The sequence below is a fragment of the Hanamia caeni genome, assembly GCF_003721595.1.
Classification (GTDB): domain Bacteria; phylum Bacteroidota; class Bacteroidia; order Chitinophagales; family Chitinophagaceae; genus Ginsengibacter; species Ginsengibacter caeni.
The window spans coordinates 225,265-248,212 of record NZ_RJJR01000002.1 but is presented as its reverse complement, the minus strand read 5'-3'; the positions used below and the strand labels follow the sequence as shown (position 1 = coordinate 248,212).

General features: G+C 34.8%; 21 protein-coding genes. 15 read left to right on the top strand and 6 right to left on the bottom strand.

Translation table 11 applies throughout. The annotated features are described in order from the left end of the window. Positions 1–28: 28 nt before the first annotated feature. The gene (locus tag EFY79_RS04235) at positions 29–922 is read right to left on the bottom strand and encodes a class I SAM-dependent methyltransferase (protein ID WP_123119441.1); all 894 of its coding nucleotides are present in this window, start codon (positions 920–922) and stop codon (positions 29–31) included. A gap of 151 nt (positions 923–1,073) precedes the next feature. Between EFY79_RS04235 and EFY79_RS04230 the strand changes: the two genes are divergently transcribed. Together EFY79_RS04230 and EFY79_RS04225 are read left to right on the top strand one after the other, a co-directional pair. Then, entirely contained in the window at positions 1,074–2,111 is a 1,038-nt protein-coding gene (locus EFY79_RS04230) for a Wzz/FepE/Etk N-terminal domain-containing protein (protein WP_123119440.1), read from the top strand. A 76-nt stretch (positions 2,112–2,187) separates the two neighbouring features. Further along, a complete protein-coding gene (locus EFY79_RS04225) occupies positions 2,188–3,261 on the top strand; it encodes an EpsG family protein (RefSeq protein ID WP_158605144.1) in 1,074 nt (357 codons plus the stop codon). 30 nt (positions 3,262–3,291) lie between these two features. Here EFY79_RS04225 and EFY79_RS04220 read toward each other — a convergent pair whose 3' ends face one another. The 4 genes from EFY79_RS04220 to EFY79_RS04205 form a co-directional block, all read right to left on the bottom strand. After that, entirely contained in the window at positions 3,292–4,152 is an 861-nt protein-coding gene (locus tag EFY79_RS04220) for a glycosyltransferase family 2 protein (RefSeq protein ID WP_123119438.1), read from the bottom strand. 10 nt (positions 4,153–4,162) lie between these two features. After that, positions 4,163–4,885 carry a hypothetical protein gene (locus tag EFY79_RS04215; protein WP_123119437.1) on the bottom strand — a complete coding sequence of 241 codons (723 nt, stop codon included), beginning with the start codon at positions 4,883–4,885 and terminating at the stop codon, positions 4,163–4,165. 102 nt (positions 4,886–4,987) lie between these two features. Next, positions 4,988–6,409, bottom strand: coding sequence for a hypothetical protein (locus EFY79_RS04210; protein WP_123119436.1), 1,422 nt, complete (start codon positions 6,407–6,409; stop codon positions 4,988–4,990). 6 nt (positions 6,410–6,415) lie between these two features. Further along, positions 6,416–7,462, bottom strand: coding sequence for a glycosyltransferase family protein (locus EFY79_RS04205; RefSeq protein ID WP_123119435.1), 1,047 nt, complete (start codon positions 7,460–7,462; stop codon positions 6,416–6,418). Between the two features lie 258 nt (positions 7,463–7,720). On the opposite strand from EFY79_RS04205, the gene EFY79_RS04200 reads away from it, so the two are divergent. From EFY79_RS04200 to EFY79_RS04140, 13 genes are all read left to right on the top strand, one after another. Continuing rightward, complete coding sequence (locus tag EFY79_RS04200) at positions 7,721–8,983, top strand: lipopolysaccharide biosynthesis protein (RefSeq protein WP_123119434.1); 1,263 nt, start codon at positions 7,721–7,723, stop codon at positions 8,981–8,983. Positions 8,984–9,053: 70 nt separating this feature from the next. After that, a complete protein-coding gene (locus EFY79_RS04195) occupies positions 9,054–10,124 on the top strand; it encodes a glycosyltransferase (protein ID WP_123119433.1) in 1,071 nt (356 codons plus the stop codon). Positions 10,125–10,138: 14 nt separating this feature from the next. Then, positions 10,139–11,386 (top strand): glycosyltransferase, encoded by a 1,248-nt coding sequence (locus tag EFY79_RS04190; RefSeq protein WP_123119432.1) that lies wholly within the window; start codon positions 10,139–10,141, stop codon positions 11,384–11,386. A 220-nt stretch (positions 11,387–11,606) separates the two neighbouring features. After that, a complete protein-coding gene (locus EFY79_RS04185; protein WP_123119431.1) occupies positions 11,607–12,401 on the top strand; it encodes a class I SAM-dependent methyltransferase in 795 nt (264 codons plus the stop codon). Positions 12,402–12,444: 43 nt separating this feature from the next. Next, a complete protein-coding gene (locus EFY79_RS04180) occupies positions 12,445–13,413 on the top strand; it encodes a polysaccharide deacetylase family protein (RefSeq protein WP_123119430.1) in 969 nt (322 codons plus the stop codon). A 72-nt stretch (positions 13,414–13,485) separates the two neighbouring features. After that, positions 13,486–14,643, top strand: coding sequence for a UDP-galactopyranose mutase (gene glf / locus EFY79_RS04175; RefSeq protein WP_123119429.1), 1,158 nt, complete (start codon positions 13,486–13,488; stop codon positions 14,641–14,643). Between the two features lie 81 nt (positions 14,644–14,724). Continuing rightward, on the top strand, positions 14,725–15,720 hold the full coding sequence (locus EFY79_RS04170) for a glycosyltransferase family 2 protein (RefSeq protein WP_123119428.1): 996 nt from the start codon (positions 14,725–14,727) through the stop codon (positions 15,718–15,720). A gap of 9 nt (positions 15,721–15,729) precedes the next feature. Continuing rightward, the gene (locus EFY79_RS04165) at positions 15,730–17,106 is read left to right on the top strand and encodes a hypothetical protein (protein WP_123119427.1); all 1,377 of its coding nucleotides are present in this window, start codon (positions 15,730–15,732) and stop codon (positions 17,104–17,106) included. Between the two features lie 125 nt (positions 17,107–17,231). After that, on the top strand, positions 17,232–19,076 hold the full coding sequence (asnB, locus tag EFY79_RS04160) for an asparagine synthase (glutamine-hydrolyzing) (RefSeq protein WP_123119426.1): 1,845 nt from the start codon (positions 17,232–17,234) through the stop codon (positions 19,074–19,076). Next, positions 19,066–20,241 (top strand): glycosyltransferase family 4 protein, encoded by a 1,176-nt coding sequence (locus EFY79_RS04155; protein ID WP_158605143.1) that lies wholly within the window; start codon positions 19,066–19,068, stop codon positions 20,239–20,241. The genes asnB and EFY79_RS04155 overlap by 11 nt, the downstream gene beginning before the upstream one ends. A gap of 81 nt (positions 20,242–20,322) precedes the next feature. Then, positions 20,323–20,874 (top strand): RNA polymerase sigma factor, encoded by a 552-nt coding sequence (locus tag EFY79_RS04150; RefSeq protein ID WP_123119424.1) that lies wholly within the window; start codon positions 20,323–20,325, stop codon positions 20,872–20,874. 34 nt (positions 20,875–20,908) lie between these two features. Then, complete coding sequence (locus EFY79_RS04145; RefSeq protein ID WP_123119423.1) at positions 20,909–21,667, top strand: hypothetical protein; 759 nt, start codon at positions 20,909–20,911, stop codon at positions 21,665–21,667. Positions 21,668–21,679: 12 nt separating this feature from the next. After that, positions 21,680–22,048: a hypothetical protein gene (locus tag EFY79_RS04140; RefSeq protein WP_148041847.1), complete on the top strand. Its 369-nt coding sequence runs from the start codon at positions 21,680–21,682 to the stop codon at positions 22,046–22,048. A gap of 127 nt (positions 22,049–22,175) precedes the next feature. On the opposite strand, the gene EFY79_RS04135 is transcribed toward EFY79_RS04140, so the two are convergent. Beyond that, positions 22,176–22,889 (bottom strand): LolA family protein, encoded by a 714-nt coding sequence (locus tag EFY79_RS04135; RefSeq protein WP_123119421.1) that lies wholly within the window; start codon positions 22,887–22,889, stop codon positions 22,176–22,178. Positions 22,890–22,948 lie beyond the last annotated feature (59 nt).

Genomic DNA, 22,948 nt, shown 5'->3' with positions numbered 1-22,948 from the left:
GTTCCGGAAACTATCCAAACATCTAAAATCAGAATGAGTTATTTTTTCTAAGCACCAGCGTAATACCTGTTACGTATTTCAAAAAGAAAAAATAGAAAGAATTTTTTGAACTACACATATCGGTTGGACGATATATTTCCAGCGGAGATAACCCAAACAGAGAGCGCAACTTCTGTTTATAATACAAATAAGTAAAATCGAAAGAATTTTTAAGCCGGCATTTTTTTGCAGTTGCCGCAATTTGTCTTGCAGTCTGATAATTTACTTCAAATGCCATGTAATCAGCATGTCTCTTCGCAAATTCACGCACTGAGGATGTCAGTCCTGCTTTTTTATGCCGGCGATAAGTGCCAAAACCTAAATATATTCCCCATTTTATCCAATAGTAAGTTGTCGTCCAACTCTTAAATTTGTGAACAAAGGGAATTAGCAAATGCCCTTCATATATATAATGTTTCAATGGATAAAGATGGAAAGAATACCCATGATTCTTAATCGTTCTATGTATCTCTTTTAAAAAAAGTTCCTGATCAAAAACATGTTCCAGCACTTGATTTGAAAAAATAATGTCAAAAAAATCATCCTCAAAAGGCCAGTGGTCATGAGAGGAGATAAGTTTTAAATTGTTCTGCCATTCAACTTTTGCATCCACGGATTGGAGAAGCAAAATCATTTTTTCAAAATACCCGCTTTCCTGTATATGTGAATCATTTACGTCAAGTCCATAAAATTCAAAACTGATTCCGGGGTTTTTAAGCGGTAACTCCTTAATAAGTGTACTTAACAAAACCCCGGTGCCGCAGCCCACATCCAAAATCCTGATTACCTTTATTGCTTGCTGCCTATATTTATATTTGATAATTGTGTTAATAATAGCATATAAATGTAGATGCGTAATGCTTACAAAACGTCCTGATGCCATTAAAATATAGTTACTATTTTTAAGTGTAATAAAAGCGAATATATTGTAAAGTAATAAATAGAAGATACATTCAAATTTGATAGCGTTTAGATATAGGTTTTTATTTAACTTGCCTGGCAGATTGTATTTTTTTTAAACCCGAAAGAAATTTATGACAAGAGAGAATGAAAAAGAACTTCCCGTGCAGCATTCATTCCTTGTTTTTCTCAAGTCATTACTCAAAAGGTGGCCTTTATTCTGTATTATTGGTTTGGTGTTTGGCGTTGCAGGTTTTATTTACGCATGGATACAGGCGCCAAAATATGAGAGCAATCTTACTTTTGTATTAAACCAAGGTAATAACTCCGGAATTTCAGGTGCATTAAACCTCGCAGCTCAGTTTGGATTAAACATACATGACCAGGCAAATGATGTTTTTTCGGGGGACAATATTATCGAAGTAATAAAAAGCCGCCGGATGGTTGAGAGTGTGTTTTTAACTGTTGATACATTCAATTCTACTCCTTATACGTTAATAGAATTTTACAGGCAAAAAATGTTGAACCTGGATAAGAAAAAAATATCGGCGAGCCCTGTGCATTTTCCTGTTGGTGTTATGCGTGCTTCACTAAATTATGCGCAGGATAGTGTATTGTATGCCACCTTCACCGATTTTACAAAGTTTTCTCTTGAAGCTGACAAACCCGATAAGATGCTGAGCATTTTTTCTATCAGAGTTAAAACCAGCAATGAAAAATTTACAAAGGTATTTACCGATAGATTGATACATGCGGCTGATAGCTTCTACACGGAGATATGCAGTAAAAAAGAAAGAGAAACGCTTGACATATTGGAGCAACGGGTGGCTTCAATGAGAGGCGGCCTTTCTTCAAGCCTTAGTAGCAAAGCGGCATCGGAGGATGCCAATCTAAATCCGGCATTTGCAGAGTCACAGGTTCCTCTTCAGAAACAGCAAATAAATGCCCAGGTATATGGAAGCGCTTATAGTGAATTGTTTAAAAATCTTGAGCTGGCGCGTTTCCAATATTTAAACAAAATCCCTTTGATACAAATAATCGATCCGGCAAATTACCCAATGAAAAAGATAAAAGCCGGCAAACTGAAAACATCTTTGATGTTTGCGTTCACTGGTATATTTATTACTTTTTTAATCTTTTGGCTCATCAGGCTTTATAAGGACATAAGGTAACAAAATCAAATATTTTTAAATTGAATTTTCCAAAAACAATTTACAATTCATGTTTATTTATTGCTTAATATTCATTTTGTTAGCAATAATCGCTGTAGAATATGAATTTAAAAAAGTAAAAAATATCGATTTTATATTAGCAGTTATTGGAATTTTTCTAATCTTATTTGCCGGGTTCAGAGGTATCTATGTTTCGAGGGATTATTTACCTTATCTTAATTCGTTCAATTATATTTTACATGATGACGGTTCTCAAAGAGCCACACTATTGCCACTTTTTGAGCCGGGGTTTGTATTTATAGTTAAAATATGCTATCACTTTTTTGCAGACAATGCCCCACTTGCTATTATGCTTTTTATTGCTGCTTTAAGCATTAGCCTTAAATTTTTTGTATTCCGTAAACTGGCTTTTAACCCGTTAATCGTACTGTTGTTATATTATAGCCATTATTTTCTTTTTCAGGAAATGACTCAGGTTCGGAACGGACTGGCGTGTTCATTTTTTTTTCTTGCTATTTATTATTATTTGAAAAATGAAAAAATTAAAGTCTTTATCTCGATCGTATTGGCAATTCTTTTCCATAACTCTGCTATATTTTATTTTCTATTGTTTTTTATCAGAAAAGACAAACTAAATGCCTGGCTATATGGAAGCGTTTTCCTTGGAGCTATCATCCTTGGATTGATTAAACTGCCTTTGCTTTCTTTTATACTGCCCCGCATTGATATCGCATTCATCTCTACAAAGCTCACTACCTATGCTGAAACTGCTGATTCGTCGCTGTACCAGGGAATCAGATTCTTTAATGTATTAAACACCGTTAACGTTATAATAACAGCCTACATTTTCTTCTACTGTGTAAAAAATAAAATGAAAGACACCAACCTGGTGCTCTTCTTAAAATGTAATATCATAAGTATTTTCGTTTACGGTTTACTGATAGACGTACCTTCAATGGCTGCAAGAGTTACAGAATTGTTTAATGCAGTGTTTCCGTTACTCTTTGCCTATTCCCTAAAAATGCCGCCATTTAAAAAATGGAATATCGTACTTCTTATAGGTATTGCATCTATTTACTTTTACATCAACCTCTTTTATGGCAAGTTGCTAAACCCTTATGAACTGATTAAGTTAAGCAGTCTGAAGTAAGAGGTTAACCTGTTAATCCTACATAATATTTCATACATATTTATATTTTTTCCGCATACCAAACAAGCCTAAAATAAAATCAATTGCAAGTAAAAAATAATAAAATCTGTTATGACTGAAAATAATTGAGTGAAAAATATTGGCTGTACCGGCCTTGAAGTTTTTTTTTGATATTAATACTACTCCTGTAAAAAAATAATACTTGGCAAGTCTTTTATCCGTGGGTAAGATTTTACACTGATTTATAAAATAGTCTTTTTTTTCCGAAAAAAAATTATAATCAATCGTGCGGTTACTTATACCATTATTGCCAAAAATCGAAACAGGAATATCAATAAACATTTTCCGCAAAGATTGGTCTTCAAAAATTTTAAGATTCAGATCATAATCTGCTAAAATTTTATATCGCTGATTAAATTCCTTAAATTTTTCAAAAACAGACTTATTATAAAACATTGCCTGGTGTGGACTATTAAATTCGATCAACTTCTGGTAATCAGTTTGCCGGCCAAGTTGCCTTCGTTTATTTATAATATGCACTTTGCCATAAATGAGATCCATATCTGTAAAAGACGACGAATTGAAAATATTTGATAATATGCCCGGACAAAGTTTATCATCGGCCCCTAAAAAAAGGAGCCACGTCCCTGTTGCTGCAGCAATCCCTTTATTCATTGCATCGTAAATTCCTTTATCCGGCTCGCTAATCCAAAAATGAATATGTGCCTCAAAGGTTTTGATCAAATCTACGGTTCCATCAGTGCTTCCTCCATCTACAATAATAAGTTCGATATTATTGTAATTCTGTAGAATAACACTTTCTATAGCTTCATTTAATACAGTAACGGAATTAAGTACAGGAATAATAATTGAAATTTTGCCTGCGGCCATTTTGCAACTTTTATCGAATCATTATATAATATCGTATAAAATATTTTAATCTCCGAAGTAGAAAATAAAAAAAAGATATGTTGTAGGCTTTGCCGGTGGTCCCGGAGACTGCTTTGATTTTAGGATAATATCTGAAAATATAAAAATTGATGTTTTCACTTATTCCAAGCAAAACTGCTTTAGCAAGCGCATGTTCAAAATAAATTCCCTTAGTATCATTGAGAATAGAGGTGTAGTTGAAAAGAAAATTTTTTGCAAAAAATGGTTTGAAACCGAAAATGCCGGATTGGGAAGATTTAAAATTATTGGTAAGGTCGGCTATTAGTTCTGCATCCGGGTGATTTTTATAAAAATTGATAAACTTATTAAAATTCAAAATTTTATACCGGCCTGTTATTTTAAAAACAAAATGATCTTGATTAATAAATGAGGAATTAAGAATACCATATTCAATGCAACACATTTCGCCAAGCCCCTTGCCCATCTTTGCATCATAATTATTCCCGTCAAAACAAAGAACCTCAAGGCGTTTATTTTCGATGTCACTTTTAAAATGCGAGGAAATATCCTCATTTGAATTTTCTACAAAGACGATGGGATACTCATAATTATCAAGATAATAACGCAGGGTACTGATATAGTCCTCTCTCCTTTTTTGCGGATCATTTAATAGGGTAAACGCTTTATTATAAGTATTAATGGTTCCTGTTAAAAGTAGTAAGATATTGATCATGATTTAAAAAGAATCCTTAGGCACAATACAAATAATTCAATTATTTTAAAAAGCAAAATAACAATAAATACACTTAGCGTATCGGTTTTTAAATGACCATTATTATTTCAATATGTAAATAGCTGAAGATTCCATTTCGTCCTGGTACTTATTTATAATAATAAGACTTCCCTTTGAAAAATCTGGTACGCTGATCTCTACATTTAAACCGGAGGGTTTAATTTGATTTTGCAGATTATTATCGATATAGATAAATGTGGATAAAGGCAGTCTCTTCCTGAAATCAAGAATAATTTTTTTCGACTTTTGATTCCATACGTAGTTAAAAGCCGGCTCATTAGTTATTTCTGTTGTATCTATATAATAGCCACTTTGGCTGTTAACATTGTTGAAACTGGTCTCCCTTAAAAATGAAAACGCAGAATTAGTCTCTAACCTTGCTATCCTGTTCGTCGCTAAATCTTTACCTTCCTGAAACGTGGCTAAAAGCGTATCATTCATAGTATTGTTCCACCAATTATTGCGTTCGGAATAAAACCACATATATTGATCGCTGGATGCTATAGCATATTTTAGATTTTCAGCAAGCCACTTCCACTTGATATTTCTTTTCAGATCGTTTCCAATGGGTGTATTTGTGGCCATTAATCCATCGTAATAAACGGGTTGAGCGATTTGAATATTTTTTGCCTCCTTTTTTGATTTTTCAGAATGTAATAGTTCCAGCATGGTATTTCTTAAGAGATATTTCCCCTCTAAAAATTGGGAAGGTTTTGTATTCCAATAGGCATATTCATCGCCATCTGTTATTATTACATTTTTATTCTTCCCTTCAAGTATGCCTTCAAAAAATGATATAAGAAGGGCATGCCGCGTTTTATATATCGGTGTATATTTTTTTTCATGGGCAATAAGGCTTGCTATCCACAGTGAAATAAAGGTAAATGAGTTACTTCGTTTTTGCAAAGAAGTAATAAATTGTTTCCCTCTTTGTTTCACCTGATTCTGTACTTGTTGAAAGCTTTTTCCGGGATATTGATCCGCAGAAAATGTCCATGGGTTAAATAATGGATTTTCATAATAATATTCGGGGTCAAAAAGTATTCCTTTAATATTTTTCATTTGCATCACCCGCGACAAATGGACCATATTATTAGAAATATTTTCCCAGGCTTTATCATTAAACCAGTTTCCGCCGGTTTTACTAAATCCTCTTAGTATAATAAAATTGTTCGTATACTTTCCCCATTTAAGAGTTTGTAACTTATTAAATTCAAAATAGCAATCGCTTTTTAACGAGTCATCAAACGCCTCCATAATCTTTCTTTGAAAAGAAAAACAAATTCCGTCAAATGGTGTGTTTTGCATTGAATCTAACCGGGCGCTCAGGTAAGTAACATCGGGATAATCCCACCCAAATTCAATTAATTTTACTTTTTGTGAGAAGGTTTTAAAAAAAACAGCGGTCAACAGAAAAATAAGGATTGCAATTTTTTTAAATAAAGTTATAAACGCTGAAATCATAATTTCTCAGGACAATTTTTTGAAAATATTTTTCCATGTCATATCAATGATTTCGTTTGAAAAATTTTTACTGGCGTACGCTAAATTTTTCATCGCAATTCTCTTTCTTTCTTCTTCAGTCAAATTCTTAATCATATTCAATTTAGAGACCCATTCATCAATATTCGAACAATAAAAATAAGAATCTGCATTATTCATTAGTTCACTATAAGCTGGAGTGTTTGAAACTACTGTCGGAATGCCCGAAAACCAGAAGGAAATCAATTTATTGGCTGGTTTATACCACGCCAGTTTATTTTTGGGGCTTATCGGAATAATTCCGCAATCGCAATAACTGAATATTTCCCTGTTTCTTTCAATATCCCACTTATGAAAAGTCGTTTCAATAGGCAGTTTTTTCAGCATTTTTTCTACATCTCTATGAATTAGATTTCCAAACAAAGGATACTTTTCTGTGGTAATAATATGAAGTTCACAAAAAGAATTGATTTCCTGAAGCATTTCCTTAAAGAACAAAAATTGAGACAAAATAACACCCTGTCCTTCCCACAATAATTTCATTTTCCCGTTAATAGAATATTCTGTTTTGGCAAGTTTGTATTCATTCTGAAGATAATCACGGCTCAATAAAACGTTGGTATTCCATTTTTCTACATTCTTTTTTAGCTCATTACTTGAACAGATTACCAGGTCAGCATTTTTTATCCATTGAATAATCAGATTTTTATAATTAACATATAGTGAGACTTCTTTTCTTAATAAAAATTTGCCGGTTCCTTTGAATAATGTGTCAAACTTATCTGACGGAAAAATGAGGCTGTCCACCATTTCAAAAATAAATTTTGTTTTCGGGTGGTTTTTTTTATATAACAGCCATTTAGAAAGATTCGAAGTGGCAGTTACCAAGATAATATCATAATTCCTTTCGAACTGAGCAATTTCAAATTTAATGTCGTACCGTTTTGCAAAAAATGGGAAACGTCTTCTATCGCCGGGTTGGGAGAGATCTGGAAGATAGGGAACATATCCGATTTTCAAGTCCTTAATACTCATGTTATCTATTCACAGTTGGATAATGATGTGTTCAAATATAATAATGAAAGAATCAGCTTTACAAAATTTTTCGCAGGAATGAATTTCCAAAAAGACGATCAATAAAATATTCTATATAATCACAATCTGCGATTGAAAAGATCGTTTAGGTAATAAATTAATGATTTAAAGGTTATCCATTTTTTGGTTTCGTAAAAAGTGACATAAAAAAATATTTGAAACCAACTCTACTATGGTATTCTTAGCGGGCAGATAAAAATGATTGAATTGCTTTACCAACTTAAATCCAAATTCTATACAAACGCTTTCCGGCAGGTAAGCATTTATACTATTGCCGGTACTCTCACAAAAATAATTTCTTTCGCCGCCCTTCCTTTTTTTGTAAATACTCTCCCGGAGGGAGACATAGGAATATTAAACATCTTCAACAGTACCATCGTTTTTCTTACGCCAATTATCTCTATGGGCGCGTTGTATACCATTTCTGTTGATTATTTCAAGCTTTCCAAACCGGATTACGCAAGCGTTTTTTCAACAAGTCTTCTCATTCCTCTAATTGTAAGTTTATTGCTGATCCCCTTGTTCTTTGTTTTTCGTGAATCATTGTCACGCACATTTAGTTTTCAGGAACAGTTTATCTGGCTTATTCCGGTTTGCCTGGTTCTGAATTTTTGCTTTGAAGCATTCATCATATTGCTGAGGATACAAAATAAAGCCAGGGTTTTTGCTGCAATAACCTTATTGAAAATAATTATCGAAATATCATTGGCAGTCCTTTTAATATTTTTTGCTTATGTAAGCTGGTATAGCAGGGCTTTAGGTTATTTCATTTCAATCCTTGTAATAGGGATTCTCTTTTTTTCCTACATACAAAAGAATGGCTTTCTGGTAAAAAGAATAAACCTAAAAACATTCAAAAAGGAATTGGTTTTTGGCCTGTCAGGGCTATTACTCCAGACTGCAATATTTTTTATTAATTCCTCCGACAAGTTTTTTGTAATGGCCCATTTTGGAAAAACACAAGCCGGCTTTTATTCAATTGCAGGCACTTTTGCTGCCATTCAATATATTGTTTCTGCCTCGTTAATGAATTATCTGCAGCCTGTGTTGTTTACTAAATTTTCTGAAAAAAAAATGTATGAAAGCATTAAGAGTATTTATGCCAAATATATAATAATCATGCTGGCTACCACGGCAGCCTTATTTTCGTTTTCTTCACTTATTTATCATTACCTGCTAAAGCCTTCGTATAAAGAATATATTCACTATTTCTATTTGCTTTGCATAAGTTCTTTAATATGGTCTGTCAGCAATATTTTTCTGCAGCGCATTATTTTTAATAAGCAAAAGCGCATTATTTTCCGGCTTTCGGTTTTATGTATCCTTTTTGCCTTCACTATAAATTACTGTACATCACAATTTATGACAATCAACTGCCTTTGTGCGGGGCAAATAGTAACCAATGCATTTGTGCTTTGCGTTATTTTATATTTTAATAAAAAACTCAATTGTTTTGTTTGATGCATAAAACGCTCAACAAGTGGCTTTTTAATACACAAACAAATATGGATAATCTATTAGGTATCTGATAATGAAACGAAAAACCATTATTCATTTTATTGTAAGCCTCGAACGTGGGGGTGCGGAAACCATGCTGGTCCAGGTATTAAAGCAACTAAAGGAATTCAATAATATTGTGGTAACACTAAATGACCGGAACCATTTTAAAGAAGATCTTGAATGCGATGAATATATCTGTCTTCATAGGCCGGCTTTTCGACAATTGCCGATATCTATTTTAAAATTTCATTCACTTATAAGTAAATACAAACCAGATGTAGTGCATTCCCATTTAGCCTTACCTAATTTTATTGCACGACTGGCTACTCCCCGGAATATTCCACTCATCAATACGATTCACACTTCAGTCTCCAGGGCAGAAGATTATAAAAAGCTTTCCATTCGGTTGTTAGAAAAATTCACCTATCATTATAGAAGGCCAACCATCATCTCAGTGTCTAATATTGCCAGGGACGATTATTTTAGTTTGCTCAAAATAAATCCTGCCAAACAATACGTGTTGCACACATTTGTAAACGAAAGAAGGTTTCAGTTTCCCGATAAAACGACAAATTCTTCTTGTCTTAAAATAATTTCTGTCGGCGCCTTAAGAAAGGGCAAAAATTATCTTTACCTGGTTGAGGCATTTAAAAAATTAACAGAACAAAAAATTGAATTACATATCTATGGTGCCGGGCCACACCAGAATTTGTTACAGCAGGCAATCAACCGCGCAGGCGTTAACATTAAATTAAAAGGTCAGGTAGAAAATATTAATGAAATATTACCCTATTATGATCTTTTCGTAATGCCTTCTTTGTTTGAAGGATTTTCTTTAAGCGTGCTTGAAGCGATGGCGGCTAAATTGCCATTGCTATTAAGCAATATTCCCTCATTCAAAGAGCAATGTGAAGACACTGCAGTTTATTTCAATTTGAATAATACAAATGATTTCTGCGAAAAACTAAAAAATATGCTTAAAGACAAAGAATTGCTGGTAAAAAAAGGCGAGCAGGCTTATCAGAGAGCAGTAAATAATTTTACGCTCAGGCATCATTTAGAGAAATTATTTTCTGTTTACAATAACGTTTTACAAACTTAAATAGAGCGATTGTAATGCCCAAGGTCCTATTTATATCTTACGACGGAATGACCGATCCGCTTGGCCAAAGCCAGGTGATTCCTTATTTAACAGGACTTTCAAAGCTTGGCTATGATTTTACGATTTTGAGTTGCGAAAAATCCGAGAATTATTTATTGCAAAAAAAAGAGATAAAAAACCTTTTGCGTTCCTTCGGAATAAGATGGGCGCCAATTGCCTATCACAAAAAGCCTCCGGTTTTTTCCACGATATATGATATTATTCAATTGTATAAAAAAGCAAAAAAGCTGCATTCACAATCCGCATTTGATATGGTACATACCCGGCCTGGCATTCCTGCTTTGGTTGGTTTAAAAATGAAAACCAGGTTTGGTATAAAATTCCTGAATGATATAAGAGAGTTTTATGCCGATAGTAGGGCTGACGGCCATATTTGGAATTTAGAAAACTTTTTCTATAAAAAAATTTATAGGTTTTTCAAACAGCAGGAAAGCGCAGCGGTAACAAAAAGCGATGGAATAGTTTGTCTGACTTATGCTGCTGAAAAAATAATTAAGTCCTGGCCTGAATATAAATTGAGTATTCCTTTACAGGTAATTCCCTGTAGTGTAGATTTGAATTTGTTTAATCCTTTTCATTTTGATGAGGAATTTAAAAAACGCCTGCGAGCGGATTTACATATTAAAGAGAATGAATTTATCGTAAGTTATTTGGGCTCTGTTGGAAGCTGGTATCTTATTGATGAAATGATACGCTTTTTTAAAATCATCAGCGACCATAATAAGAATGCAAAATTTTTATTTATTTCTCCGAATGCGAAGGCTCAGATATTGCGGTTAGCGGACAAGTTCAACCTGGATGAAAAGAAAATTATTGTAAAGGAAGCTACAAGAAAAGAAGTTCCGGCATTATTATCATTAAGCAAATTTGCTGTTTTTTTCATCAAGCCCTGTTATTCGAAACAGTCCTCTTCCCCTACAAAACATGGAGAAATTATGGCGATGGGAATTCCTGTAATTACGAATCAGGGAGTGGGCGATGTGGAAGAAATTGTAACTAAATATGATTCAGGAGTAGTTTTAAAAGAATTAAATGATAATGAATTTCATAAAGCCGCGGCTTTTATATCCAGCGAATCATTTTCTGATACAAATTGTATCAGGCACGCAGCAAAAGAATTTTATGACCTCAAATCGGCCACTGAAAAATATAAAACGATTTATGATAAAATTTGCACATCCAGTTCTAATCAAATTGAATAATCATTCTGTTGCCTGGCACTAGTAAAGCAATTAATTTAGAAAATTTGTATTCCTTCAAAAATCAATATAGCCGTTAAAGCAAGTCATTGATTTAATAACTATTTTGATTATTTCCTTTTACCGGAAGCGTAATTGTTTATTTTGTTATCTGATAATATTACAATTTGTAAATTTGTATGTAAGCCAGTGAAAGGCAGCTTAATTTATTAGAATATATCAAATGAACTCAGCCGACATTACCCAACTAGCTATCAGGCGCCATGACATTGATGCTTCACATTTTCAACACGCCTATTCTGAAAAAGAAAATGTATTAGGCAAAAGAGAATTGGCATTTCTTAGAGGCAGGAAACTGGTATTAGATGAATTGGCTTTAGTACTTAACGATCTTCCCAGAGGAAGCAGGATACTTGATGTAGGCTGTGGTACGGCTCATCTGACTCACTGGATAAAAGAAAAAGGATTTGATGTTTGTGGTATTGAACCTTCTACAGAAATGTTTAATTATGCCAGGCAAAATTTTCCGGAAATAGAAATTAAACAAGCCATTTCTTCCAACATTCCATACAAGGATGGTTCTTTTGATCTTATCGTAGCCTTTGAAGTATTAAGATATCTCGATAAACAAGAAAACATAAAAAGTTTTGCTGAATTCCGCAGGGTATTGAAACCCGGCGGAAAATTTTTTGTGACCCAGGTAAATCTTTTCAGCACCGACTTGTACTTTATCTTCCACAATCTGAAATCTGTTATTTGCAAAATAACCCACAATACGCATCATCATTGCAATTTCACAACATCGGGCCAACAGAAAAAGCAAATAAAAAAAGCGGGGTTTTCACAAGTGCAAACCGTTGGCAGATTTCTCGGCTCGTCCAGAATATTTTATAAATTCGGAAGAAAGCCCGGAAATATTTATCAGTCATTAATTAAAAACTTTTCAAAAAATCAGAGAGTCAAAAATTCATTCCGGAAAAATCTTACAGGGCATTTAATAGTCATTGCAACAAAATAAGCACCTTAGCTAAAATGGCACAAAATTTATATAATCATACTTAATGGGAAAGGGGAAATTTGTAATCTCTCTCGATTTTGAAATCTATTGGGGAATAAGAGATGTAATAAGTTTGAATGATTACAAAAAAAATCTTTTGGGCATAAGAGAAGCAATGCCTTTTCTCTTACACCTGTTTAAACAATATAATATCAATGCAACTTTCGCCACAGTAGGCTTTTTATTTTTTCAAGATAAAAAAGAGCTCTGTAAAAATTTGCCACAGGAAAAACCCCATTATTTTAATTCCAATTTATCCCCCTACTACCATGTTCAATCAATTGGGAAAAATGAAAAAGAAGATCCTTTTCATTTTGGAACCAGCACAATTGACCAGGTAATTGCAGCAGGGCAAGAGATAGGGTCTCATAGTTTTTCTCACTTCTATTGCCTCGAAAAAGGCGCATCGTTACAAGCTTTTAAAGAAGATCTTTCAGCCGCAATTCAAATAGCTTCGAAAAAGAAAATTGAATTAAAAAGTTTTGTATTTCCGCGTAACCAATACAATGAGGACTACATAAATATTTGTAAAGAAATGGGATTTACTTCCTTTAGAGGAAATGAAAAGTCATGGCTTTTTTCTTCTGAAACCCGTGGTCCATTTATGAATTTTCGCCGGCCCTTCAGGTTGCTTGACTCGTATATTAATCTAAGCGGGCATAATTGCTATTCATTTGATTACATGAAGAGATCCCCAATTTTAAACATATCATCAAGCCGGTTTTTGCGGCCGTTTTCCAAACGTCTTAAAGCTATTGAAAAACTGAGGCTAAAAAGGATCACTGATAGTATGAGCTTTGCGGCAAAAAAAGGATTGGTTTATCATTTATGGTGGCATCCTCACAATTTCGGAATCAATCAGTCTGAAAACTTTTCTTTTCTTGAAAATATATTAAAGCATTATAAAAAATTAAATACAGAATTTGATTTTGAAAGCGTGAGTATGCAGCAGTTGGCAAATGAAATAATATAATTTTCCTTTGGCAAACACCGGCAATATTCCTGCTTCAACATCGTTTATAATAAAAAATAATGAAGCCGCTGTATGCCTTCAAAATTTCTTATTGTCGGTTCCGGATTTTCTGGTGCTGTCTTAGCTCATGAGCTTGCAAAAAAGCTGGATTGCCAGATTGATATCTGGGAAGAAAGAAATCATATTGCGGGGAATTGCCACACATCCCGCGATGAGGAAACCGGCATCATGGTTCATAGATATGGACCACATATTTTCAATACAGATAATAAAAAAATCTGGGATTATGTAAATACTTTTTGTGAGTTCAGGCCGTATGTGCATAGAGTGAAGGGCGTGTACAATGGCAATGTTTATTCGTTGCCGGTAAATCTGTTTACCTTAATTCAATTTTATAAAACTACACTTACTCCACACAGCGCTAAAGAATTTCTGAATCGCATTGCCGATAAAACAATTACTGAGCCTGCCAATTTTGAAGAGCAGGCGCTGGCTTTTATCGGCGAAAAATTGTACACTGCTTTTTTTAAAGGTTATACCAAAAAGCAATGGGGGTGCGATCCTAAAGACCTTCCTGCTACAATCCTGAAAAGAATTCCCGTACGTTTTAATTATGATGACAACTACCATACAAATTTATATACAGGTATTCCCGTGGAAGGTTATTCTTGTCTCATCGGAAAAATGTTGGAACATCCAAACATTCATATTCATCTTTCCCAAAAATTATTGGCCGGTGCCGATGTAACCGGCTATAACCATATTTTTTACACAGGCCCTATAGATGGATTTTTTAACTATGAAATGGGAAGGCTGGGTTACCGAACCGTTACATTTGAATCTTCAGTACACGATGGCGATTACCAGGGAACCGCGCAAATGAATTTTTGTGATGAAGAAATTCCATATACCCGCATAACTGAGCATAAATTTTTTACTCCGTGGGAAACGTTCGATAAAACCATAATCTTTAAGGAGTACAGCAAAGAAACCACAGCCGACGACATTCCTTATTATCCCAAAAGATTAAAAGAAGATAAATTCTTACTCAAGAAATACCGCCACAAAGCCGAATCTCTCTCTCATGTTTCTTTTCTTGGCCGTCTTGCCACCTACCGATACATGGATATGCACGAAGTAATCAGGGAAGCGATTGAATTTTCGGATGCTTTTATAACCGCGTATCATACAGGTTCGACGCTTCCGATATTCCCCAATGTGGAATACTGAGGAAAGTGATATGCAATAATAACATGATTTTAACCGTTTTAAGAGGCGTTGCTATTAATGTAACCCGCAAAACAAATTCTTATGGAAACGGTGATCGCAGTAGTTGTTACCTTTAATCGTCAAAAATTATTAGCCGAATGCCTGAATGCACTGAAAAATCAAACCCGCATCATTGATAAAATACTGGTGATTAACAATGGCAGCACCGATTCAACTGAAAACTGGCTTGGAGCTCAGCGGGGCATTGAATATTTTACCCAGGAAAACATTGGTTCCGGCGGAGGCTTCAACACCGGAATCCGTATGGCTTTTGAAAAAAAGTACGATTGGATTTGGCTTATGGATGATGATGGTTTTCCGAAGGAAGATGCATTGGAAAATCTGCTGGAAAATAGTGATGATAAGATGTGCCTGAGAAATTGCGCCGTTATTAACAAGGAGGATAAGAACAGTTTTGTATGGAAAACCGGGAACTGTAGCGGGCTTGATACAGTAAACGAAGAAATAATTCACAATTATGCGCACCCTTTCAATGGAACTTTACTTCATAAAGACATTATTAAAAAAGTGGGGCTGCCCAAAAAAGAGCTTTTTATTTGGGGCGATGAAACAGAGTATTACCATCGCATCATTACCAAATACAAAATCCCTTTTTATACAAAAACAAACAGCATCCATTATCATCCGGCAAGCGCGTATTCCTATAAAAAAGATTGGGATTTTTATACAAACTGGAAAATATTTTATTATGTGCGAAACAGGTTTCATATTTTAAAAACCCGGTATAGCGGTAAACCACTTATTGCTTTTTTCAGCTACATTTTTTTTCTGGTTTCTTTTTCAGGGCTCATTCTTCTTTTTCAAAAAAGTAATAAACTGCGGAAGATTAATTTTATGCTTTGGCCCATAAAAGATGCGTTTAGTAATAATTGCGAAGCCACACCCGCAGTGATATTACAAAGATTATCCGAAAAAAAGAAACATCACTTTTTTCACAACTTTCAACTGCCTTACCGGAGACCTAAAGTTGCTTTATATCATTCAGGAAGCGGATTGCATGAATTTAAAAAAGCATAAAACTTCTACATGAATTTTGCCGATTTTATATTGCTTCCTGTTTATATTTTTATTCTTTATCTTTTTTTTCGGTCTAAAAGAAAAAAATACGCCGATCCGTTATTACAAAAATATCATAGACAGGGATTCTGGATTAAAATAATTGCGAGCATTTTATTCATTCTTTATTATTCCTACCTAACATTAGGCGACACTACTGTTTTGTTTCATTGCGAAGGGAATAATCTTTACCATCTTATTCTGAAAGACCCTTCTAACTTCAAATACATTTTTAAACCGGGAAAAGAATTTGATTTGTCACTGGTAAATAATCCCTTCAACAAAGGATATTTCAGGGATGAATCAAATTATATGATTATCCGGCTCGATACCATTTTCTCATTTTTTTGTTTTGGAAGTTTTGCCGTAATCAGTTTATTTTTTGCAGCGCTCGCCTTTTCAGGATTGTGGAAATTGTATTTATTCTTCTATGAACAGCTTCCAAGGCTGCACAAACAATTTGCTATTTCAATTTTATATTTTCCTACGCTGGCGTTTTGGAGCGCTGGTTTATTAAAAGATTCTCTGTGCATCGCGGCTCTGGGGTGGCTTACTTATGGCCTTTATAATTTGCTTTATAAAAAGAAATCCGTGTTTAAGAACGTACTCATCATTTTTATTTCAGCTTATTTTCTCACCATTATCAAAGTATACATTTTGTTGGCCTATGTTCCTTTTTTCATTTTGTTTATTATTCTTAAAAATCTTCAGCACATTAAATTCAAGCTGTTCCGGTACCTTGTAGCTCCACTCTTAATCGGGCTCAGCATGTATGCATTTACGCAAACGCTTACTGCCTACAATGATGATCTTGGCGCTTACGCGGTAGAAGATTTAACCTCCAGCATTTCTAATCTAAATAGAGTAATTGAAAGCCGGACGGGCCGCGAAGATGCGGCTTCCAACTTTAGTTTAGGCTCTGAATTTGACGGGTCATTCAGAGGTTTGATAAAAATTGCTCCCGTTGCAGTAAGCACTACTTTCTTCCGGCCCTTTATTTGGGAAGCACATAAAATTTCGCAGCTAATGGCCGCACTGGAAAGCCTTTTGCTTATGTTTTTCACCTTGTATATCCTTTTAAAAGCCGGCCTGCTCAGGTTTATCAAATGGATCTTTAAAGATCCGCTTCTGATGTATTGTTTTCTTTTCTCTGTGATTTTTGGACTATTTGTGGGCGCCAGCACATTGAATTTCGGAACCCTGGTTCGTTATAAAATTCCGTGCCTTCCATTTTTTTCAATTTCTTTGTTTTTGATTTTTGAAAAGGTAAAAGAAAGAGCCGCCATTAAACAATCAACAAAAGAAAAACAGTCACATGCAGGTTTACTGCAACCTTCGGTGGCATAAGCAAGCAAGTCGATAGTAAACCCACAAAAAAACCAGTTTTTTTCGCGTGGAAATTTATTTGTTGCCATACAGGAATTAATATCAATATTTAAAATTATTTTGCTACACAAACCAATTCTCTTAAAATGTGTGGAATTGCCGGAGCTATTAATATTTCGTTTTCTTATCCGGAAGCAATCAGAACTATGGGCCATAGAGGGCCTGATGAGCAAAACAGTTACCGCGATAAGAACATTGATCTGTTTCATTTACGGCTTTCCATACTTGATATTTCATGTGGCAAACAGCCCATGCACCTGGGCGAAAAGTATACGATTATTTTCAACGGAGAAATTTATAACCACCAGGAATTAAGAGCAAAATTTAATCTCAACCCAAAAACCGCTTCCGATACCGAAACACTTCTTCTTTTGTATGAACGCTTTGGAACAGGCTTTTTAGATTCCATTGACGGAATGTTTGCGTTTGTGATTTACGATAAAATAAAAAATCAGCTTTTCATTGCCCGTGACCGCGCCGGCAAAAAACCTTTCTATTATTTCTTTGATCATAAAAAATTTGCTTTTGCCAGCGAGTTGAATTGTCTGAAAACAATGACGCGGCTTGAAATAGAGCCTTCTCATTTTTATCAATACCTCAGGCTTGGAAGTTTTTACGGACGGCATACACCTTACAAAAATGTAACGGAGCTAAGAGCAGGCAGCTTTTTAATAGTGGATTGTAAAACACTTTCAATAAAAGAAACACGGTGGTGGAATATTAATAAATTTTATCAAACCACTTCCACGGATACTATTGACGAATGCATTGAAAAGACCGATCAGATGCTTCACGTAGCCATAAAAAGACGATTGGAATCAAGCGACCTTGAAGTAGGCAGTTTTTTAAGTGGCGGGATAGACAGCGGCCTGGTGGTTGCTATCGCAAAGCAATACCAGCCCAACTTAAAAACTTTCACCATTTCTTTCGAGGGAGAATATGATGAAGCGCCTCTTGCTGCTTTGGTGGCCAAAAAATATTACACAAAACATACAGAAATTAAATTGTCATTCGACAACTTAAAAAATGATATTGAAAAAATTTTATCTAATTATGGCGAGCCTTTTTATGATAGCTCAATAATTCCAAGCTATTATGTGAGCCGGGAAGCGAAAAAATATGTAACGGTAATTTTAAATGGCGATGGCGCTGACGAATTGTTTGGCGGCTATAGGCGCTATGTGCCTTTCAGTAAATATGATTTTTTTAAAAGTAATCGATTGGTCAAAACCTCCGCGTCGCTTTTAAGAAAAATAATGCCTTTGGCCCATAATAAAAAATCAGTTTATAATTATTTATACAGGCTGGCTTCATTAGCCTCAAGTTCCGATTTGGAAATATACTTTTCTGCGGGCTCAGATATTTTTGAAGGTTTTCAGCATCAGCTTAAAAACGTGGATGAGAGCTATCTTCAGCCGTTGAAAAATGATTTTGAAAAAATTTTACAAACCAGGTTATCCGGCCTTAGAAAAATTATGAACCTTGATTTTGACACCGTTTTGCCGGATGATTTTTTAGTAAAAATGGACATTGCTACCATGTCCAATTCGCAGGAAGGAAGAAGTCCTTTCCTCTGCAGGGAATTATTGGAATATATTCCCACCATTAATGATCGCTTTAAAATAAATGGAAAAACTACCAAATATATGCTCAGGCAACTGGCAGGTAAATACCTTCCGGAGCAATTGATAAATCAGCCCAAACGTGGCTTTGAGATTCCCTTAAAAAAGTGGGTCGATAATGAGCTAAAAGAAATCGTGTTCGATTATCTTGCCGGAAAGAATAATTTTTATAACAACTTTGTTAAGGGTAATTTTGTTACTGATCTTCTGGAGAAAAAAATTAGAATCGCTGATGAAAAAAGAGCAAAAATATTATGGACTCTTTTTTCAATGGAGGTTTGGTCCAAAAAAGTTTACCATGAATCGTGATTACCAGAATAAAAAAATTGCTGTTATTGAGAATAGTCTTTTTTCTACTTACACGATGAGGGATAGCCTGATGAAAACGCTGTTGCAGCAGGGCCATGAGGTAACGGTATTAACCCATACAAATAGCTTTGTTTCCCATGTGGAAAAAACAGGATTAAAAGTGATAAATATTGGTTCGGGAAATCTGAATCCCTTTAAAATTTTTCGTTATAGCCTGAACCTTTTCCTGGCGTTGAAAAAAATAAAACCTGATGTTTGCCTTACATTCAGTATCAGGCCAGCCATTTTTGGCAACTTTATCACGCGGTACCTCAAGATTCCGACTATTACAAATATTACCGGTGTTGGGCCTTTGTTTACGAGTAAAAATCCTGCTTACCGCATAGCCCGTTCGCTTTACGGATTTGCCTTATTAAAAACCCAAAAAGTCTTTTTCCAGAATTTTGATGATATGGACCTTTTTATCAAAAATAAATTCGTAAAAAAAGAAATCGCTAAAAGAATCCCTGGTTCCGGCGTAGATTATAACAAATTTAGTCCCGTGGAAAATGCAGTGGGAGCACATTCAGGCTTTGTTTTTCTTTTCATCGGCAGGCTCATTAAGGACAAAGGCATTTTTGAATTTGTAGAAGCTGCCCGCACTATCAAAAAAAAATATCCTCAAGTTTCGTTTCATGTTATTGGCCCTTTTTGGCACCAGAATTTAAAATCAAACACTATCTCCAAATCTGACTTACAGGGTTGGATAATGGAAGGAGTTATTGAATATGAAGGCGAGAAAAAAGACATACGAAAATATATAGGAAAGGCGGATTGTATTGTTCTGCCGTCCTACCGCGAAGGCACTTCAAATATTTTACTTGAAGCGGCAAGTATGGAAAAGCCCATCGTCACTACAAATACTACAGGATGCAAGGAAACAGTTGATGATAAGATAACTGGTTTCTTATGCAATGTAAAAGATAGCCACGATTTGGCGCTTAAGATGGAAAGGATGATTTTGCTGAGTCCCGAAGAGCGAATTGAAATGGGCAAAAAAGGCCGGCAAAAAATGATAAAAGAATTTGACAAAGAAATAGTGATTAAAAATTATCTTGATGCCTTGCAGGAAATTTTTAAGGGTGAGCAATTTATATTTTCAGCGCAATTGCAAACAATGAGCTAAAAAACCGCTGAGCTTAAACATTTCATTCTAATAGAAGTCTTACAAACAGTTTGTTTATTTTTGTTGCAGACGTAAACATTTATGACCCAAGTCCAAAATGACCAGGAACTTTTGGCGCTTTTTAAAGAACCAGCGACCAAAGAACAGGCCTTTACAGGTATTATTAAAAAATACCAGGAGAAATTGTATTGGCATATCAGAAGGATGGTAATCAGCCATGATGACGCTGATGATGTGCTTCAGAATATGTTTATCAAAGTATGGAAAGGTCTTGATAATTTCCGGGAAGATAGCCAGCTTTATACCTGGTTGTATAGAATAGCCACTAATGAATCGCTTACTTTTTTAGCGAAGGAAAAAAAGAGAAATTCCATTTCTATCAGCGATGATGATAATGGCTTAAGCAATAAGCTCAAAAGTGACAATCATTTTGATGCCAATAAGCTGGAATGGAAACTGCAGTTGGCGATACAATCGCTTCCTGAAAAACAACGTCTTGTATTTAATTTAAGATATTATGATGAAATGCCTTATGAAGAGATGAGCCATGTGTTGGAAACCAGCGAAGGAGCCTTGAAAGCAAGCTATCACCATGCTGCAAAAAAAATTGAAAATTATATTTTAAATAATTAAACTAAGTAAATAAAAAATAGTCTGAAGAACGGAAATGAAAAAATCAGAAGAAATATCAGTTGAATTAATGAACATAAGCCCCACTCTTTCCCAAATAGAGAAGGTAAATGTTTTTGCAGTTCCGGAAGGATATTTCGACGGGCTGGAAGAAAAAATAGCTACGACGGTTTTTCTTCAACAGGAAAAAAAAGAGCCTTTTCAGAAAGTGCCCGATGGCTATTTTGATTCTTTAAGCAGTAGAATTCTTTCAAAAATAAAGGAAGAGGAAGAAAGCGCTGAAGCAGAGATTAAAGCGATTTCACCCGCATTGCATTACCTGAAAGAGGAGCACGTTTTTGACCTACCTGACGGCTATTTTGATAGCCTGAGTGATAGAATTTTGGGCAGGATTAAAAACGAAAATGGCAAAGTAGTGGTTCTGAATTCTGCCAGAAAATGGTGGAAATATTCAGCCGCGGCAGTTATTGCAGGGATCATTACTATTTTCTCTTTTCAGTTTATTGATTTTAAAAGCGGGGATAACAAAACAAATTCCATCGCATCAACAGAGATGCCGGCTTATATGCAGTTAGCGTCCCATTACAAAACAACTAAAGAAATAAACCAGGGCATCGAATCTTTATCTGACGATGAAATAGCCAGGTACCTTGAAAAAAACACAAGCCTTTTAGACGACGAAGACCTTATAAAAAATATTGACACGAAGGAACTTCCCACACCGGATGATTACCTGATAGATGATAATGCTTTAAGTAATTATCTTCAAAAGATTAACGTAGAAAGCAAGAATTAAAATAACCGAGCGATGAAAAAATTTTTACTTATTGTCATAGCAATGTGCGCAGCCATTTCTTTTGCAAAAGCCCAAAATGGACGCGAAAAGATCCAGGCCCTGAAAGTGGCTTTCATTACGCAGAAACTCCATTTAACGCCATCTGAAGCCGAAAAATTCTGGCCGGTATATAACCAGTATGATAACGAAATCACTCAGCTGCGGGCTACCAAACGAGATGGTGATGTTCTTGAGAATGAAGAAAAGCTTTTGGATATCCGCAAAAAATATAAGCCTTCTTTTGAAAAAATTCTGGGTCCCGAAAGATTAAATGACCTTTATAATGCTGAAAGGGATTTTAGAAAAGTATTGATTCAACGGCTTAAGGAAAAAGGGAGATAAGCGAATCGCAAAATAAAATTTGTTGTTATTTATAGGTTTACTGGTTTTTGTTGCATAAAAAAAATGGCGAAGACAAGATAATCTTCGCCATTTTTAGAAACAATTATTTTAATAAGAATTCAGCTTTTTACTTGGGCATCTCAAAAATAGAAGGATCTACAGCCTTGTTTTCTTCTATTTTAGTCACAGTATTTTTAAAATTGAATTGGCCCATATCCATTCCGGAGCTGTAGGCCATCATTATTCCAAAATCAGTTTTTTTATAATCTGAATAGCTGATAGTCATATTTGCTGGTTGCCCTTGCATTTCAACAGGTCTCACCTCCTGTATAATATAATTGGTAGACGGATCAATATAAAAAGTGCTCACTGCGCTATCTTTATTAGTATATTTTATTTTGTAAGCATTTATGTCTCCAACTTTTTCCTGGCCTTGAAGTTCCACTCTAGCTCCCCGCTCTGCATAATTAAATAAAGGATCAGGAAGATAGATTGCGTCTTCACTTAATTTATATTGTTCATCAGACATTGCAGTTGCCGATGTGGAACCCGCAAATGGATTGATACTCCATCCGCTTTTATCTGTGGCTACTTGTATAATTTGCTGACCATTAAAATCCATTACACTTTTGGAACCTTTCCCATTTAGAATAGTGGCCTTGGAAGAAGCTTCGTTACCCATTATTTCTGTAGTGCTTTCTACATAAACAGAATTTAAATTTGAAAGTTTTTCTTTGCCTCCTATAGCCTCTATGTGCTTCGCGATAATATCATCTGCAGTTTGGGCATTGGAAGCAAAAAATAATAAAAGAGCTGTGAGGGAGAAAAGGAATTTTTTCATTTTTCTTTAATTTGAAACTAAAGATATTAAAGTTTAATATTATTTCTATAAAATTTCAA